Annotated in this window: 14 protein-coding genes and 1 pseudogene; 9 read left to right on the plus strand and 6 right to left on the minus strand. The window is 65.1% G+C overall.

Annotated elements, in window-relative coordinates:
- Positions 1–28: 28 nt before the first annotated feature.
- Genes FFI97_RS01315 through FFI97_RS01325 form a run of 3 tightly spaced genes read right to left on the minus strand, consistent with a single transcriptional unit; the run spans position 29 to position 2,327 of the window.
- Positions 29–802, minus strand: a complete 774-nt coding sequence (locus tag FFI97_RS01315; RefSeq protein WP_139702307.1) for an SDR family NAD(P)-dependent oxidoreductase — start codon at positions 800–802, stop codon at positions 29–31.
- Between the two features lie 14 nt (positions 803–816).
- Entirely contained in the window at positions 817–1,953 is a 1,137-nt protein-coding gene (locus tag FFI97_RS01320; protein WP_139702306.1) for a thiolase family protein, read from the minus strand.
- Positions 1,950–2,327 carry a Zn-ribbon domain-containing OB-fold protein gene (locus FFI97_RS01325; protein WP_139702305.1) on the minus strand — a complete coding sequence of 126 codons (378 nt, stop codon included), beginning with the start codon at positions 2,325–2,327 and terminating at the stop codon, positions 1,950–1,952. The genes FFI97_RS01320 and FFI97_RS01325 overlap by 4 nt, the downstream gene beginning before the upstream one ends.
- Before the next feature lie 104 nt (positions 2,328–2,431).
- On the opposite strand from FFI97_RS01325, the gene gcvA reads away from it, so the two are divergent.
- Complete coding sequence (gcvA, locus tag FFI97_RS01330; protein ID WP_139702304.1) at positions 2,432–3,328, plus strand: transcriptional regulator GcvA; 897 nt, start codon at positions 2,432–2,434, stop codon at positions 3,326–3,328.
- Positions 3,329–3,331: 3 nt separating this feature from the next.
- On the opposite strand, the gene FFI97_RS01335 is transcribed toward gcvA, so the two are convergent.
- On the minus strand, positions 3,332–4,567 hold the full coding sequence (locus tag FFI97_RS01335; RefSeq protein WP_139702303.1) for an iron-containing alcohol dehydrogenase: 1,236 nt from the start codon (positions 4,565–4,567) through the stop codon (positions 3,332–3,334).
- Positions 4,568–4,701: 134 nt separating this feature from the next.
- Here FFI97_RS01335 and FFI97_RS01340 point away from each other — a divergent pair.
- Positions 4,702–4,872: pseudogene (locus FFI97_RS01340) on the plus strand (integrase); the annotation flags it as partial.
- A gap of 194 nt (positions 4,873–5,066) precedes the next feature.
- On the opposite strand, the gene FFI97_RS01345 reads toward FFI97_RS01340, so the two are convergent.
- Positions 5,067–6,044, minus strand: coding sequence for an AraC family transcriptional regulator (locus FFI97_RS01345; RefSeq protein WP_260684879.1), 978 nt, complete (start codon positions 6,042–6,044; stop codon positions 5,067–5,069).
- Positions 6,045–6,166: 122 nt separating this feature from the next.
- Here FFI97_RS01345 and FFI97_RS01350 point away from each other — a divergent pair, with 122 nt between their 5' ends.
- The 5 genes from FFI97_RS01350 to FFI97_RS01370 all read left to right on the plus strand — a co-directional run bounded on the left by FFI97_RS01350 (position 6,167) and on the right by FFI97_RS01370 (position 11,407).
- Positions 6,167–6,886 carry a fumarylacetoacetate hydrolase family protein gene (locus FFI97_RS01350; RefSeq protein WP_139702302.1) on the plus strand — a complete coding sequence of 240 codons (720 nt, stop codon included), beginning with the start codon at positions 6,167–6,169 and terminating at the stop codon, positions 6,884–6,886.
- 25 nt (positions 6,887–6,911) lie between these two features.
- A complete protein-coding gene (locus FFI97_RS01355) occupies positions 6,912–7,790 on the plus strand; it encodes a polysaccharide deacetylase family protein (RefSeq protein ID WP_139702301.1) in 879 nt (292 codons plus the stop codon).
- An 83-nt stretch (positions 7,791–7,873) separates the two neighbouring features.
- Positions 7,874–9,127, plus strand: a complete 1,254-nt coding sequence (locus FFI97_RS01360) for an MFS transporter (protein WP_139702300.1) — start codon at positions 7,874–7,876, stop codon at positions 9,125–9,127.
- Between the two features lie 2 nt (positions 9,128–9,129).
- Positions 9,130–9,888: a sulfite exporter TauE/SafE family protein gene (locus FFI97_RS01365; RefSeq protein WP_185993627.1), complete on the plus strand. Its 759-nt coding sequence runs from the start codon at positions 9,130–9,132 to the stop codon at positions 9,886–9,888.
- A 52-nt stretch (positions 9,889–9,940) separates the two neighbouring features.
- On the plus strand, positions 9,941–11,407 hold the full coding sequence (locus tag FFI97_RS01370) for an amidohydrolase family protein (RefSeq protein WP_139702298.1): 1,467 nt from the start codon (positions 9,941–9,943) through the stop codon (positions 11,405–11,407).
- A 759-nt stretch (positions 11,408–12,166) separates the two neighbouring features.
- Here FFI97_RS01370 and FFI97_RS01380 read toward each other — a convergent pair.
- A complete protein-coding gene (locus tag FFI97_RS01380) occupies positions 12,167–12,436 on the minus strand; it encodes a hypothetical protein (RefSeq protein ID WP_139702297.1) in 270 nt (89 codons plus the stop codon).
- A gap of 235 nt (positions 12,437–12,671) precedes the next feature.
- On the opposite strand from FFI97_RS01380, the gene FFI97_RS01385 reads away from it, so the two are divergent.
- Both FFI97_RS01385 and FFI97_RS01390 read left to right on the plus strand, forming a co-directional pair.
- Complete coding sequence (locus FFI97_RS01385; RefSeq protein ID WP_139702296.1) at positions 12,672–13,709, plus strand: PQQ-binding-like beta-propeller repeat protein; 1,038 nt, start codon at positions 12,672–12,674, stop codon at positions 13,707–13,709.
- A gap of 600 nt (positions 13,710–14,309) precedes the next feature.
- Positions 14,310–15,284 (plus strand): hypothetical protein, encoded by a 975-nt coding sequence (locus FFI97_RS01390; RefSeq protein WP_139702295.1) that lies wholly within the window; start codon positions 14,310–14,312, stop codon positions 15,282–15,284.
- Positions 15,285–15,682 lie beyond the last annotated feature (398 nt).

The following is a 15,682-nucleotide window of genomic DNA, read 5'->3' on the forward strand; positions in this document are numbered from 1 at the left end:
GTTGTCTCCTTTCCTTGTGAGGCCGGTGTCAGACCGATGCGCTGCTCAGGCTGCGCCCGCCGCACACGTACAACACCTGCCCCGTCACATAGCTGGACGCGGGCGAAGCGAAGAAGCGCACCGCGTTGGCGACATCTTCGGCCTGGCCGATGCGCTGCATGGGAACGGTACGCTTCAGGTCTTCCTGGGCCTGGGCCGCGAGCGTGCCGAACAGCGGGGTTTCCACAATGCCTGGCGCAATGGCATTGGCCGTGACGCCGCTGCGCGCGAACTCCAGCGCCAGGCTGCGGGTCAGGCTGACGACGCCGCCCTTGGACGCCGAGTAGCTGGCTTGGCCGCGGTTGCCCAGCCAGGCGCGCGAAGACAGGTTGATGATTCGGCCGAACTTCTGCGCGACCATCGTCGGAAGCACCGCCTTGCAGCAGATGAATTGCGAGGTCAGGTTGGTCTCGATGACACGCTGCCAGAAGTCGAGCTCCATCTTCGTGACGAGCTTGTCGCCGCCGATGCCCGCGTTGTTGACGAGCACGTCGATGCGCCCGTTGCGCTCCAGGAGCTCGGCGGTGGCGGCCTGGACATCTTCCGGCGACGTCACGCTCACGCGGCGCGCAGACACCTCGGCACCGTCCGCTCTGAGCGCTGCAGTCGCGGCATGGAGCGCGTCCGCGTCGATGTCCCAGAGGGCAATGCGGCATCCGGCCTCGGCCAGGCTTCGGGCGATGCCCAGGCCGATGCCCCGGGCGCCACCCGTGACGATGGCGGTCAGGCCGGTGAGTCCGCTGGGGATGATGTGGTCTGTCATGGCAGGCTCCTTCTTCAGGCGGCGAGGATGTGAATGGAGCACGCGGCGTGGTCCACGCCCCAGATGCCGCCGCCCGTCACCTGGCTCAGGCCCAAGCGGGCGCCTTGCACCTGCCGCTTGCCGGCGCGCTGCTGCAGCTGCTCGCACAGCTCGACGATCTGTGCGACGCCGGTGGCGCCCGGCGGATGCCCCTTGGCCAGCAAACCGCCGCTCGCGTTCACGGGAATGCGCCCGCCGAGCGTCGTGGCGCCGCTGGCCAGCAATGCCGGCCCTTCCCCGGCCTCACACAGGCCGAGTGCCTCGTAGTACAGCAGCTCGGAAATCGTGAAGGCATCGTGCAGCTCGATCAGGCTGAGATCGCCAGCGCCGACACCGGCCTGCTCGTACGCCAGTCGCGCCGCGCGCCGCGTGATTTCCGCCTCGGTCATGTCCACCTGGTGGATCTCGAACAGGCCCGACTGCACCACCGAGGCCAGCACACGCACCGGCTTCGCCGTGCCCCGGGAAGGACGTGTGCTGAGCACCAGTGCGGCAGCGCCGTCCACCACACCCGGGCAGCACTGCAGCAGCGTCAGCGGATCGGCCACCATGCGCGAAGCCAGCACCTCTTCGCGCGTCACGGGGCGACAGAAGGTCGCGATGGGGTTGAGCATGCCGTGGCGTCGGTTCTTCACCGCCACATCCGCCAGCACCTCGGCCGGAACGCCGCGCTCGTGCATGTAGCGCTTCGCGCGCATCGCGTAGAGCGCGGGCATGATCATGCCGCGCCGGTTGTTCCAGTCGCGTTCGTTCATGGGCAGCGCGCCGCCGCCGAGACCGCTCAAGTGGTCCATGCCGAAGACCAGCACCGTCTCGTACTGCCCCGCGCGAAGCGCCTGCAACGCCAGGTGAAACGCGGTGGCCCCGCTCGAGCAGGCGTTGTCGATGTTGTAGACGGCTTCGCCGCCGGTACCCAGCTCGCGCAGCGCGCGCTGGCCGGGCAGGTGGCCGCCGAGGGCGTTGCCGCAGTAAAAGGCCTGCACATCGCGCATGCCCACACCCGCGTCCTTCAACGCGGACAGGATGGCGGCCTGCGCGAGCGCCTCTTCGTTGAGATGCGCAAAGCGGCCGAAGTCGGAGATGCCGACACCGGTGATCAACGGCTCGTTCATGCTGCGGCTCCCTTCAGCGGCGCAAAGGCGTAATCCGGCGTGCCATCCGGGAGCGCGAACGCAACCGCATGCACCACGTCACCGATGGCGGGCTCGCTGCCCTCCGGCCAGGCCAGGCGGCCAAACACCCGCAGGCCGTTGTCGAAGTCGACCATGCCCAGCGCGTACGCGGCCGCCTTGGCGGGATGAACTGTGGTGAAGGTGTACAGACGCCCGCTGGCGCCCATGGAAACCGGCTCCGCGGCCTCTCCGGCCTGGAGAAACTCGGGTGGTGGGAAGCGCAACTCGCCGGTGTCGCGGTAGCGCACCCCCAGCAGCGTCATGCCGTCCGCATCATTGCGGAAGTGCGGTTCAGGGTACTTGGTGATTTCCATGTCTTGCCTCGTCGTTTTAGATTGGCTAGATTTCAGTTTATGTAGCTGCCCATCCTCAAACAAGGCAGTTTTTTCCTCGGCACCTTTTAGAAGTACTAAATTAAATGAACCGTAGCCGCCTGCCTCTGCTCGGCCTGCGCGCCTTCGAAGCCACGGCGCGCCATCAAAGCGTCTCGAATGCTGCGGCGGAGTTGTGCGTCACACCTGGCGCGGTGAGCCAGCAAGTCAAACTGCTCGAGGAAGTCGTGGGCGTGCCGCTGCTGCGGCGCAAGGGCCGCTCGGTCGAACTGACGGACGCGGGCCAGGTGCTGCGGCCCGCGCTCACGCAGGCATTTCAGACGATCGAACTGACGCTGAACGCCATCGCACGCGGACCGCGTCACGACACGCTCAAGCTGTGCCTGCTGCCCACACTCGCAGAGAAGTGGCTGGTGCCCCGCCTGTCCCGTTTCCACGGGGCGCATCCCGAGCTGGACATCCAGCTCATGACGAGCTTCCGCGAAATCCGCTTCGAAGCCGAAGACGTGGACATGGCCTCTTTCATGGGAACCGATATACCTCCAGGCCTCAACGGTCTGAGGTTGTTCGACGACGCCTTCCAACCCGTGTGCAGCCCCGCATTCCTGCGCGACACATGCCCGCTCGCGACACCCGCCGACCTGTCGAAGGCGACGCTCCTGCATTCCGTGCGTCGCATGGACGACTGGCCACGCTGGCTCGACCACGCCGGGTTGGCGAAGCTCAAGCCCAAGCGCCGCTTGTCGTTCGAGAACTCCTCGCTCGCGATCCAGGGGGCTGTCGATGGGCTAGGCGTCGCCATCGTCCAGCGCGCCTACGCTGTGGAGTTGCTCAAGGTCGGCACACTCGTCGCCCCCTTCGACCTGGTCGCGCGCAGCGACAACGGCTACTACCTCGTGTGGTCCACCGCGCGCGCGGCAACACCGGCCTTCGGATCCTTTCTTCAATGGATCCGGCAGGAGGTGCGAAACAGCACCACCTGAGCGCTAGGGAGCGATCGTCCTGGTGATGGCGGCGAGCATCGCCTCGCGATGGCGATCCAGCAGCCGGTCGTGATTGGCGTTGAAGTTGCGCAGTGCGAGCGCGAGCAGCCGGGGCGCATCGGCGGCGGGGATTCCACAATCGTGCAAGTCAGTCCGCCACCCTTGCGCCTGGAAGTTGCGTGCCACTTGCGCCGCGACCTGCGCGGCCGTCTCGGTGCCGTTGCCGCTCGATGGCAGTTCCATGCCCAGTGCCTCGCCCATCGCGTGCGCCACCTCGGGCACTGCCGCGCCCAGTTCACGGATCATGGCCGGTGCAAAGGCCGCATAGCCGCGCGATTGCGTCACCCCTTCGTAGTGGTTGAAGACGCCGACGGCGCACGCGTAGGCCGCGCGCGCCAGCAGCTGGCATGACCAGGGCCGCCCGCCATCTTCCTCGTCGCGGTTTTGCAGCAACGCAGCGGCGCACAGGTCGATCCGGGCAGCCGCATCGTCCGCTTCGCCCAGCTTCGGATAGGCGTGTCGTGCCAGTTCCCACGCGTGCCGTCGACTGGCCTGGACCAGCGGGTTGGCTGTGCGCACGGCCCCCATGCACATCAAGGCCCACCAGTAGACCTCGAAGCTCGTGGAGCGCGCGAGCGCCGCCGGCGCAGTGGCCAGCGCCCTCGTGTCCCAGAACACCGCGCGTGGCCGGGTCTTGGGATCGAAAAATTCCAGGTGATGCGCGGAACCGCGATAGCGCGCAGCCGAACCGCCACGATTTTGTGCCGAGGTTGGCGAAGTCAGCACATTGAAGATCGGCATCTTCGGCGCATTCAGACGCTGGCTCACCGGCGGCTCGTCATCGCGATGGACCGTTGCCATTTCCAGCAGGGAACGGTTCTCCCCGAGCAACATGGCAACGATGCGCACGCCCTTGATCACGCTGCCTGCACCGACAGCAATGAGCGCGTCGGCCCGCACCTCGCGCGCCTTCGCAGCAGCCTCCTCGAGGCACTCCGCAGGCGCGCCTTCAGAGATGCCCGAGAAGATGCCGACGATGCGGCCACCCGCCAAGGTCTCGATCACTTGCGTGAGCCCGGTGCGCTCACGGACGCTGCGCCCGCACAGGATCAGCGCACGGGAGGCGCCGGCGCGCTGGAGTTCCCGGGGGAGTTCGATCAGCGCATCCGTCCCCGAGTAAATTCTCAGCGGATAGGTTCGGGCGTGAAAGTCGTGAATGGCCGGTTCGTCAAAAGACATGTCGAAGCTTTGGGCGGTGGAGGATGTCGCCCAAGGTTAGAGATGGTCATGCCGGTCCACAATGCATATTCCATCGCTTGATCATTAAGTTCGCCTAAGGATTGCCTGTCGGACGACTGCCGTAGAAGCGAATTGAACCGGGGCTTCATCGTGTCGACCACGGGACCCATCCGATGCGACGCACCAAGGCCGCGCGGATCTATCGGTGCACGAAGAATCTGCGCGCGGCGCTCGAGTCCGCCGTGCGATATCTCGGCCTTGAGGTCGACGACGCATTGGAAATTTCAGAGCAGACCAAAGTCTGAAGCGCACGGTCGCTGGCAGTCAACGAATGACTGCTTCCGAGGCAGGCAGTCATTTGGGCTCAAGATCTGAGCGGCTGCAACCAGTCTGGAGCGACCGTACGCGAAGGACTGCCATGCAACGAATGCCAACGTCGGACTTGCAGCCACCGACGTCAAGCTCGAGAGCCTGATTGCTTACTGGGAGCATCGCGCCGTCAGTCCCACGTCCGATTCCCTCCTCGCTGAAATTGCCGCCGGTACGCGGAAGGCGTCGCCCCAACGATCTGCCCGAAACGGCGCGCGAACTGCGTCGGCTCTCCGAAACCGGTGCTTTCGCCGATCTCCGCCGCAGAGGCGCCGGTAAAGACCAGCAGCGTCTTGGCGCGCTCGATCCGGCGTTCGGTCACCAGCTCCAGGAAGGTCTTGCCCGTTTCGCTCTTCAGCAGGTGGGCCAGATGCGTGGGCGACACATGGCTCGCATGCGCCGCGTCGCCCAACGTCAGCTCCTGCGCGAGGTTGCGGCTGATGTAGCGGATGCAGCGCAGCACCGCCGGCCGGTACGACTGCAGGGCCATCCCCTGCTCCTCGCAGTTGCGAAACTCCTCGCCGTAGCGCCGCCACACCATGCCGATCAGGTGAAGCAGATGGCTGCGAATCAGCAGATGGCTGGCGGTGTCTTCGCCCGGCGGCCGCTGCGCTTCCTGTGCCATGTGTTCGCACAGCGCTTGGAGCTGGTGGGTCTCGGTTTCGTCGAAGCGGAAATCCAGGCAATGCTGGAACCGGAAAGGCGCGAGCTCGGGCGCGCGTGACAACGGCACCTCCGACAACTCGAACACGTCGAGGTCCAGCGACGGCAGCAGGTAGTCCTTGCTGATATTGATCACATGGAACACGCCGTCGGCCGCGTTCGGGATGTAGTGAACCAGGAAGGGCAGCACGAAGCTCACCGTGCCGGCGCCGATGGCGCGCTGGTTGCCGCCGATGTAGTGCGTGGTCTCGCCCCGCGTGTTGACGTAGATCTGGAAGTACTCGTGCCGATGAGGCACCGGATTCGGCAGGCAGTTGCTCTGGTCATGAATGCCGAAATAGGCGCGCTGTGCCCGCGCCGCCATCGTGTAGTTGCTGATGGCGGCACGCGCGGCACCGGCGCGGGGCGGCGGCACGAATTCGTCGGGGGAAGGCGTGGGTGGCATGAAGAGCTGATCTCAAGATCGCAAGGATTGCATATCTTTGCGCAAGCCTGCGCGTTGAGGTGAGGAGGCCTCGTTCCTAGACTCTAGCCACTCCTTTCCAAACCTTCCAGAGAGACAAACCCATGTCCCCCCACCCGACGGCCGAGCGCGCGACCGATACCCGTACCGACGCCCTTCAAGTCCAGCCCATCTCCATCGACATCGTGGACAGCGACCAGCGTTTTCCCGTCCGCCGCGTCTACTGCGTGGGCCGCAACTACCTGGCCCACATCCGGGAGATGAAGGAAGGCGACGAGCGCGATCCGCCGTTCTTCTTCCAGAAGCCGTCCGACTCGGTGGTGACCGACGGGCGCGTGCCCTACCCCACGCTGACGGACGACTTCCAGTTCGAGTTCGAACTCGTCGTGGCCATCGGCACTCATGCGTCGAACGTGACGCCCGAGGACGCGCTGGATCACGTCTTTGGCTACGCTGCGGGCCTGGACATGACCCGGCGTGACCGCCAGCGCGAATGCAACAAGCGCGGCCTGCCGTGGGAACAGGGCAAGTCTTTCGACCACTCGGCGCCCTGCGGCCCGATCCATCCGGTGGCGAAGGTCGGGCACATCCGCTCGGGAACACTCCACCTCTCGGTCAACGGCGCGGTGCGGCAAGACTCGGTGCTCGAAAAGATGATCTGGAACGTCCACGAGATCGTCAGCGAGTTGTCCAAGCAATACCGCCTGCTGCCCGGCGACCTGATCTTCACCGGGACGCCTGAAGGGGTCGGCCCGGTACAACGCGGCGACAAGCTCACCGGCCGCATCGACGGGCTCGCGCCCCTGCAGGTCGAGATCGTCTGAGCCCGCAACAGCACACGGAGACACCATGAAACCACTCGAACGCATCTCGTACTCGTCCATCGCGGATCGCCCCGCACTGAAGTTGCCCGGCGGCAAACGACTGGCTGTCTGGGTGATCGTCAACGTCGAGGAATGGAACATCGACGAGACCATGCCCCGCACCGTGCTGACACCACCGGCCGGCGGTTCGCCGATGCCCGACATCCCGAACTGGGCCTGGCACGAGTACGGCAACCGCGTCGGCTTCTGGCGCATGCTCGAAGTGATCGACGCACTCGGCATCGACGCCACGCTCGCCATCAACGGTTCGGCCATCGGCGCCTACGAGCCCATCGCCAAGGCGGCGAAGGAACGCCAGTGGGAGTTCATCGGCCACGGCTTCGGGCAGCGCAACATGCAAAAGGTCCCCGACGAGGTCGAGGACATCGCCAAGACCACCGAGGCCATTCGCGCCTACACCGGCAAGCGCCCGCGCGGCTGGCTCGGCCCGGGGCTCACCGAGACCTGGCACACGCCCGACATCCTGGCCGAGCAGGGCTACGAGTACGTGTGCGACTGGGTGCTCGACGATCAGCCGGTACGCCTGAAGACACGCGACGGCGGCACGATCGTGAACGTGCCCTACACGCAGGAATGCAACGACGTGGCAATGATGCTCATCCAGCACCACAAGGCCAGCGAGTACCGCGACCGCGCCATCGACCAGTTCGAACAGCTCTACGCAGACGCGAAAGACTCGGCCCGCGTCATGGCGCTGGTGGTGCACCCCTACATCATGGGCGCGCCGCACCGCCTGCGCTACTTTCGCGAAGCGCTGGCGCACATCCAGCAGCATGAGGACGTGGCCTTCCTGACCGGCGAGCAGATCCTCGACTGGTACGGCGCGGCAAGCCCCGCTGCGTGAACCCTCGCCGGCACAGCGCCGGCGATCCCGTGCAACGAACGAACAACAAACAGATTTCTCGCTCGGCGAGAAGGAGACAACACGTGCATTCCTCAACCTCCGTCATTTCACCGGCGGTCGGTGGCGCGCGCCGCGAGGCGCCCATCACCGCGCTGGAGATCGGCATGTTCCTGGTGCTGCTCGCCTCGTACGCGCTCAACGCGATGGACCGACAGATCTTTCCACTCATCGCCGCGGACGTGCGCAAGGAGTTCGGCTTCAGCCTGGCAGACACCGGTTTGCTGTCCACCATCTTCACGCTGGGCATGGCCGTGGCCGGCGTCCCGACGGGCTACCTGCTGGCGCGGCTGTCGCGCAAGACGGTGCTGCAGATCGGCATTGCGATCTTCTCGCTGGGCACGCTGCTGGCGGCCTACTCGTACGGCTTCGCCGACATGATCGTCTACCGGGCCGTCACCGGCATCGGCGAAGCGATGCAACTGACGGTGGTGATCGCCATTGCCGCGAGCTACTTCGCGCGCTACCGGGCCACCGCCGTAGGCGCCATCAACTTCTCTTTCGGCATCGGCGCGATCCTGGGGCCGCTGCTCGGCGGCCACCTGATCGGCGTCGAGCGCGATTGGCGCCTGCCGCTCATCGTGTTCGGCGTCGCGGGCTTCGCGGCCATGGCGATCATCGCGCTCACCGTGAGCAAGCGCATGACCGAGAACGTGGCGGCCACCGGCGGGCGCACCGACCAGCGCGGCGCCACCACCCTGTGGAACCGCAACACAGCCCTGCTGATTGGCATGAGCGTCATCGGTGGGCTCTGCATCTACGGCTACCTGGGCATGTACCCGACCTTCCTGCGCGAGCACCTGCACTACACGCCATCGGACACCGGCCGCGTGATGAGCATCTTCGGTTTCGGTGTGTTCGCATCGATCTTCGGCGGCTGGCTCGGCGACCGCTTCCATCCCAAGCTCGTGCTCTCGGCGAGCTTCATGGGCACCGGCCTGCTGGGCTTCCTGATGTTCTCGGGCCCCACCGACATGGTGGCGCAGTCGGCGCTGTCCTTCGCGTGGGGCTTCGTGGTGAGCGGCGTGCTGTACGTGAACCTGGCGGGGTATCACATCAAGGCGGTGCATGCCTCGCTCACGAGCCGCGCCACGGGCGTGTTCGTCACCACGCTGTACGGCGCGGGTGCAGTCGCGGGCTTCATCATCGGCGGCATCGCCTCGCGCTTCGGCTGGAGCACGGCCGGGCTGGTTCAGATCACGCTGCTGGCGGCTGTCGGCGTGGGGCTCACGCTGCTGCTGCACACCGACCGCATGTCGCTGCCGGCACGCAAGCCGTGATGCTGCTCGACTGGGCGCTGCTCGGCGGCGCCGCGGCCCTGGCCGGTGCGCTCAATGCCGTGGCGGGCGGCGGCAGCTTCCTGACGCTGCCGGCACTGGCGATGGTCGGCGTGCCGCTGGTGTCGGCCAACGCCACCGGGACCGCCGCACTGCTGCCGGGCTACCTGGCCGGCGCCTGGGCATTGCGCAAGGAACTGTCTGGGCCGATGTCGCCTTCGCTCCTGCGGTTGGGCGTGCTGTCGGTACTCGGCGGCGCGGCCGGTGCGGCGCTGCTGCTGTCGACGTCGAACCATGCCTTTGCCCGCATCGTGCCGTGGCTTCTGCTGGCCGCGACGCTGCTCTTCGCGATCGGGCCCGGTCTGGTGCGCCGCAGGCTCGCCACGGCCGACAACCACAAGCCACGAGGCCGGTGGCTCGCCGACCTGGGCATCGTCGCGGTCGCCGTCTATGGCGGCTACTTCAACGGCGGCCTCGGCATCCTGCTGCTCGCCGTGCTCGGTGCGCTGGGGCACACGGACATGGGACGCATGAACGGCATCAAGAACTTCGTCTCCGCGATCCTGACGCTGATCGCCGTTGCCATCTACGCGGCCAGCGGCGCGATCGTCTGGACGCACGCGCTGTGGATGGCCCTCGGTGCCACGGTGGGTGGCTATGCCGGCGGCATGGCGGCACGGCGGCTGAAGCCCGAGGTGGTGCGCGGCTTCGTCGTGCTGACGGGGCTGGCGATGACGGCGGCCTTTCTTCTCAAGGCGTATTGAACGAGCTTTCGTTTCTTTCTTCTTTCCGTCACTTCAATCACTCGGTCGACCCATGAAAACAACCAAGAGAGACTTCACCCGTTTTGTCGGCGCCCTGATGGTCGCCGCCACCGGTGCGCCGGCGCTCGTCGGCTCGGCGTCGGTGTCGGCCCGCACAGCGCGTGCGCCCGCATCGCCCGGCCTTCGACGCGGCAATTACCTGATCCGCAACGGTGCGGTCATCACGGTCGACCGCGCCAAAGGCGTGCTGCCGCGCGCCGACGTATGGGTCCGCAACGGGGTGATCGAGAAGATCGGGCGCGGCCTGAGCGCACCGGCTGGCGCGGAGATCATCGATGCGACCGACATGATCGTCATGCCGGGCTTCGTCAACTCGCACTATCACATGTGGAGCGCCATCGGCCGCAGCTTCACCGCGCGCGACGGCGGCTTCTCGTACTACCCCGCCAAGAACGCGACCTCGACCCTCTACACGCCCGACGATTTCTACAACAGCGTGATGCTGGGCTGCGCCGAGCTGGCGAACGGCGGCACCACCACCGTGCACAACTGGTCGCACAACACCCGCTCCCCGGCCCATGCCGATGCCGAGCTGCGTGCGCACCAGCACGCGCTGCTGCGCGCCCGCTACGCCTACGGCCACGTCGACAAGATGCCCGCCGACGAACTCAACCGCTACGAGGACCTGGCGCGCGTGCGGCGCGAATGGTTCGGCGAGCGTTCGCCTTTCGACGGGCTGGTGCACCTGGGGCTGAACCTGCGCGGGCCGCAGCAGAGCACCGACGCCGTGTTCCACGAAGAGATGAAGGCCGCCAAGGCCAGCGGCTTGCCCGTTGCGATTCACGCACCGCAGGAGGCACCGAACAACGTCGACGCTGTCGACTACGAACGACGCGGCTACCTGGGCCCGGATTTCATGCTCGCGCACTACGTGCCCGCCAGCACGGCCGACCTGACGGCCATGGCACGCACGAAAACGCCGCTGTCCTTTGCCACGCACTCCGAGTTGCGGCTCAGCAGCACCGGCGATGCGCGCGCCGCGCTCTTCGCGATGCGCAGCGCGGGCTTGACCATTTCGTTGTCGAGCGATGCGACCTCCATCGCCCCGCCCGACATGTTCGAGGCGATGCGCTTCACCTGGAACCTGGGCGTGCCGTGGGCCGGCACGCCCAGCGCGCAGTCGAAGGCGATCGGCGTGCCCGAGGCGATCGAGATGGCGACCCTCAACGGCGCCATCGCGATGGGGCTGGGCGACGTCACCGGCTCGATCACCGAAGGCAAGCGCGCCGACATCATCCTGGTGCGCACCCAAGACCTGAACATGGGCCCGGTCGGCAACGTCGAGACCGCCATCGTGCAAAGTGGCAGCGCCGCCAACGTCGACACCGTGATGGTCGACGGGCGGATTGTGAAGCGCAACGGCCGGCTGCTGGCCTACGACACGCGCGGCATCATGCGGCGCGCGCGGCAATCGGCGGACCGGATTCGCGCTGCGGCGAGCGAAGCCCTGAAGGCCTGAAGCTCTTGCGGCCATTCGCACGCGGCGTACACACCGGCGGTCGAGCGGTTGGCGGGCCGACACCGGGAAAGCCGAGTCACAGGGTCACAAAGGCCTGCAGCAGACGGCGACGCGCCCGCCGCAGGAACTCAATGCCCGGCGCCGAGCCTCAGCACCTGCCCGGTCAGAAACTGCGCGCGCGGGCCGGCCACGTAGTCGAGCAGCGGCAGGCAGGCTTGTGGCGCCAGGCCGTGCGACAGCTCCAGCGCATTGATGCGCAGCCCGTGCGCGCCCCATTCGGCGGCCGCGGAAGGATTTGCGCATCCGGAAACGCGCCACCACCGGACGCATGAAGAAAAAGCCGCCGCTCAAGTGAGCAGCGGCTTGACGTGTGTTTCAGTTGGCGCCACTCCGATTCGCCGAGCGAGCGCCGGGCCCTTAGCCTGGCCCCAGTAGCCGGTCCATTTCCTTGGGCAATGTCTTCGCGCTCTGGCGGTCGTGCGGACCTCTCGGCGAGGTCGAAGCGTCACGATTGAGGGGACCTCTAGGTACATGGGCAGCAGAAATGACGAAGGGGTTAGCAACTACTACGCTGCTAACCCCTGTCAATTTTGGTCGGTGTGAAAGGATTCGAACCTTCGACCCCTTGCACCCCATGAGGGTGTTGGAAATCAGCCAAGCGACTGTCACAGCACCAGATTTCCGGCAAACGCCTGACAAACTCACGGCCCGAAAATCGAGGGAATACGCAGCCGCCGCCCTCTGAGACTCGCGCGTTTGTCAGGCGTTTTCCCCCTGGATCGCCGCGCACCGAACACCCCATTTCGACGGCAAGGGCAGTAGCATGCGCCCATGTGGAAGCCCGCCAGCCCCATCGTGATCGCCGGCCGCACCCTGACCGATCAGGAGGCATGGTGGCACGAATTTCGAGAAGAGCTTCGCGATCAGTGCAATGGCAAGCTCGACGGCGACTGGCTCGCCATGGTCTGCCGCGTTGTCTACCCCATCGCCTTCAACGATGACCCCCGCCACATCGCGAGACTGGCGCATGCTGTCTTTAGGCTCCAGAGGCCAAAACTCGGCGGTGCAGCGCACAGAGCACATATGCGCCGACCACGGTCGAACCAGTGCAGGGGCGCCTCTCGGCCTCGACGATAGAAGTCGCTCGTCGTGAGCCATCTTCACTCCTCAGCAGACTTGGACCTCGGGCATACTGGAGCACCGCCCAGAGCGACGCTGCCAAGCGTGCAGGCGACATCTTGAATGCACTCGCGAGAACGTGCGCATGAAATTGAGTTGGTCATATCGGTTGCCGAAAGAGCGCCAGATCGGCACCAGAGCCCCTGTCGCCTCTGCCGATACGGTGCTCGTCGCCTTTCACTACGACAAGGCGGATTTTTTCGAGAGCACGCTCGTTGCATTCGAGCGCATGACCGGTGAGGAGCGCTGGCGCACCACCATCCCCCATGTGATCAATGAGCCTGTGCTGGCACAAGATGGCTCCGTGTACGTCAGCAGCTTCTCCGGAACGGTCCACGCCTTCGACAGCAACGGAAAGAAACTTTGGGACTGCCGATGCGGTGATCGCAACATGGGCAAGCCCTGCCTCGTCGCAGGCGATCGCCTCGCAGTCGCGGAAACGGGTGGCGGTGCGTCGAAGACGTGGTGCCTCGATCTGCGCACGGGCTCGATCGCCTGGGCTTTCGAGAACCATGGGCACAGCTATGGCCTTTCCACGAACAACGGCCGCCTCGTCCATGCCACGGTGCTCGCAGAGGGCGCAGGGGTTCGCCTGCATTGCGTGGAGACGTCAAGCGGCCGTTCGCTCTGGGCCGCCGACAGCGCAGAGTGGCTGTTTCAGCCGATTGTGCAAGACCAGGCCGTCCTCATCGGTGCGAGGGGATCTCTGCGAACCTATTCATTGCAGTCGGGCGATCTGCTGGCACGGTTGGACCTTGAGGATCAGGAGGCGATCGATGGTCAGATGCTGAGCGTGGGCAATCGCATCTACTTCGGCACAGATTCCGGACGCGCTGGTTGCGCTTCGTTGCAGAGCGAACGATCTTTCTTCAAGGCCAAGCACTCGCTCCAGAGCGTGTGGTCCGCTGCTTTCGAAGGCAGCATTCGTGGACGGCCGACCATGACCGGGAACGCCGTGGCTGTGCTCTCGCAGGAAGAGGGCATTGTCCTTCTCGATCCGGCCGCAGGGAATCGGCTCTCCGCACTCAAGATGAGCAAGGGCAACGGTGGTGGTCTGCTGTACCACCGCGATTGGCTTTACGGATCGTTGGGGGCGGAAGTCCGAGCTTTTGGTCCCGGGTGAGGCTGATGCGCCCGCCCAGGCTGCCCGCGTCGCATTCGGCCCGGGTCGGGGGCGCTAACGCGAGCTTTGAAGTTGCAGCATCGCCAGGCTCCTGACCTGCACGATGTACCAGGTATCAGCGCTCGCCGCACCATCGACCCGGGCGCGCTGCAGGTACTCGGGTGCCAGGTTCTTGACGCCTGCGCCCACGGCCGTCCCCGTGGCTCGCGCCCGGCGAGCGTTTGCGCGTGGCCGCCGTGACGCCTCCCAGCACCGCATCGCGAACGCCAGACCCCGGCTTGACGTAGCGTGTAGATTAAGGCGTTAGACTTACATCGCGATTCCCATCTCTATCCTCCCTCCTCCGGGGATCGCCTTGCCCGCCTTCGTGCGGGCTTTTTCTTGACTCAGGCACTGTGGCAACCGGGTTCCGTGGGCTCCCACAAATGGGGTATTGGGTCTACAAGACCTTCCACTAGATTTGGCCATTCCTAGTTGGAGGAGATAAGGATGAGGGTCAATCACCTCTTTGCGCTCGCAGTCTTGCTTTGGGTCGGCTCACCGGGTCACGCATCCCCCTCAAGTGACACTTCCATTGCGTCGCCTCACGGCTGCGAAGTCATGGCGAAAGATTTGGAAGGAATGAACAGCCTTCCGAATACCCTGGAGGTAAACACCGAGCGTGCGGCGAAGTTGTACGCATACGCCAACCGAGGCTGCGGAAAAGCCACCGAGGCCCACAAGAAAGAATTTCTAGACTCGTATCGCCAACTTTCAGCAGAGTGCAAGCGAGCCAGAGGCAGAAACTGCGACCCTTTGAATGCTCTTGAACGCCCAACGGTTCAGGCGAGCGGGGCCAATTCCGTGCCCCCGGATAACAGCAGAAACCGCCTCAAGGCCGGGAGCCCTGCGACAAATGCCAGTAGCGGCGCGCGCCCTATCTGGCCGTCCGACATGGAACCCGGCAACGTCTATTTCGTTGTTGAAACCGGAACCGGACAAGAAGAGTATGCGCCAATCATGGTTTCTGCCCTTAGCGGACAAGAGGCGGTGGCGCGGGTACAAGCTGCTCGGGCGAAGGACCGCTCTATGACCGCTGGTAGCTACAAACTCCTCGCCGGCCGCGAGTGCATCGGTCCGGCATGGGGCGCCGTGGTCCAAATACACAGCGCTTGGTGGGGCGGCGCCTGCGCCAACACCCCGGCTGCAGCCATCGAAGGGGCTTACATCGCTTGTCGGCAGCGATCCCCCCAAGGCCAGGACTGTGGGCAATCTCAAGTTGACATCGTGCTGGTGCTGAGCGGCAGCACCTCCTGGAATCCAGCAATCTATCAGATGGGCAATTCCGAGTTCGGACGATTTGGCTCCTACGCTGCAGAGACCTATATGTCCCAGTACACGACCCGCCCAGTTAAAAGCATGCAGCAGGCACTCACCGGTTTCGATAAGGCGTGTGACGATAGGCGGCCTTGCTACAAGACCTCATCGAACATGCGTTGTGTGAACAGCTTTGATCCGGGGGAAAGCATGAAATGCCTGGACCGTAATCTGACGCCCAATGGCCTGACGGGCTCGATACGCAACAAGATTCAATGACACACCGCGAGCATTGAACTGTCAGCACCCTGAAAACAGAGCCGGCCTCGAGTACGCGCTGACGGAAGTCAAGTCGTTGTTGGCGGCTATTGAGCCAACAGCGCCCTGTCATTTTTCACGGTGCCGAGCAGAAGCTGCACTTCGTTGTCTCGCTAGTCACCAAACCAGAGGAGCACCCATAAACCGACGGAGCCATACGTGACGAGCATGACCATTGTTTCGCCTTGAAGAACAACGCGCGCGCGCCGCAAACGAATGCGAATCATCATCTCAACCCCCATCTCCTCGGAAGCTCCCCTCGTCGGAGATTGCGCGAGGCCCGCCCATTCGTCAATCCGAAGATAGTTCATACATCGGGCGGCGACTCAGCGTGCCGCAGGTCGCCAAGGCGGTTGGAG

This window comes from Variovorax sp. KBS0712 (assembly GCF_006323185.2).
In the GTDB taxonomy this organism is placed as follows: Bacteria; Pseudomonadota; Gammaproteobacteria; order Burkholderiales; family Burkholderiaceae_C; genus Variovorax; species Variovorax boronicumulans.

Excerpts from the sequence above, each read along its gene's own strand:
- FFI97_RS01355 (WP_139702301.1), top strand. The coding sequence starts at position 6,912 with ATGAAACCACTCGAACGCATCTCGTACTCGTCCATCGCGGATCGCCCC.
- FFI97_RS01350 (WP_139702302.1), top strand. The coding sequence starts at position 6,167 with ATGTCCCCCCACCCGACGGCCGAGCGCGCGACCGATACCCGTACCGAC.
- FFI97_RS01370 (WP_139702298.1), top strand. The coding sequence starts at position 9,941 with ATGAAAACAACCAAGAGAGACTTCACCCGTTTTGTCGGCGCCCTGATG.
- FFI97_RS01345 (WP_260684879.1), bottom strand. The coding sequence starts at position 6,044 with ATGCCACCCACGCCTTCCCCCGACGAATTCGTGCCGCCGCCCCGCGCC.
- FFI97_RS01380 (WP_139702297.1), bottom strand. The coding sequence starts at position 12,436 with ATGCGCCAGTCTCGCGATGTGGCGGGGGTCATCGTTGAAGGCGATGGG.
- FFI97_RS01390 (WP_139702295.1), top strand. The coding sequence starts at position 14,310 with ATGGCGAAAGATTTGGAAGGAATGAACAGCCTTCCGAATACCCTGGAG.
- FFI97_RS01325 (WP_139702305.1), bottom strand. The coding sequence starts at position 2,327 with ATGGAAATCACCAAGTACCCTGAACCGCACTTCCGCAATGATGCGGAC.
- gcvA (WP_139702304.1), top strand. The coding sequence starts at position 2,432 with ATGAACCGTAGCCGCCTGCCTCTGCTCGGCCTGCGCGCCTTCGAAGCC.
- FFI97_RS01315 (WP_139702307.1), bottom strand. The coding sequence starts at position 802 with ATGACAGACCACATCATCCCCAGCGGACTCACCGGCCTGACCGCCATC.
- FFI97_RS01385 (WP_139702296.1), top strand. The coding sequence starts at position 12,672 with ATGAAATTGAGTTGGTCATATCGGTTGCCGAAAGAGCGCCAGATCGGC.
- FFI97_RS01320 (WP_139702306.1), bottom strand. The coding sequence starts at position 1,953 with ATGAACGAGCCGTTGATCACCGGTGTCGGCATCTCCGACTTCGGCCGC.
- FFI97_RS01335 (WP_139702303.1), bottom strand. The coding sequence starts at position 4,567 with ATGTCTTTTGACGAACCGGCCATTCACGACTTTCACGCCCGAACCTAT.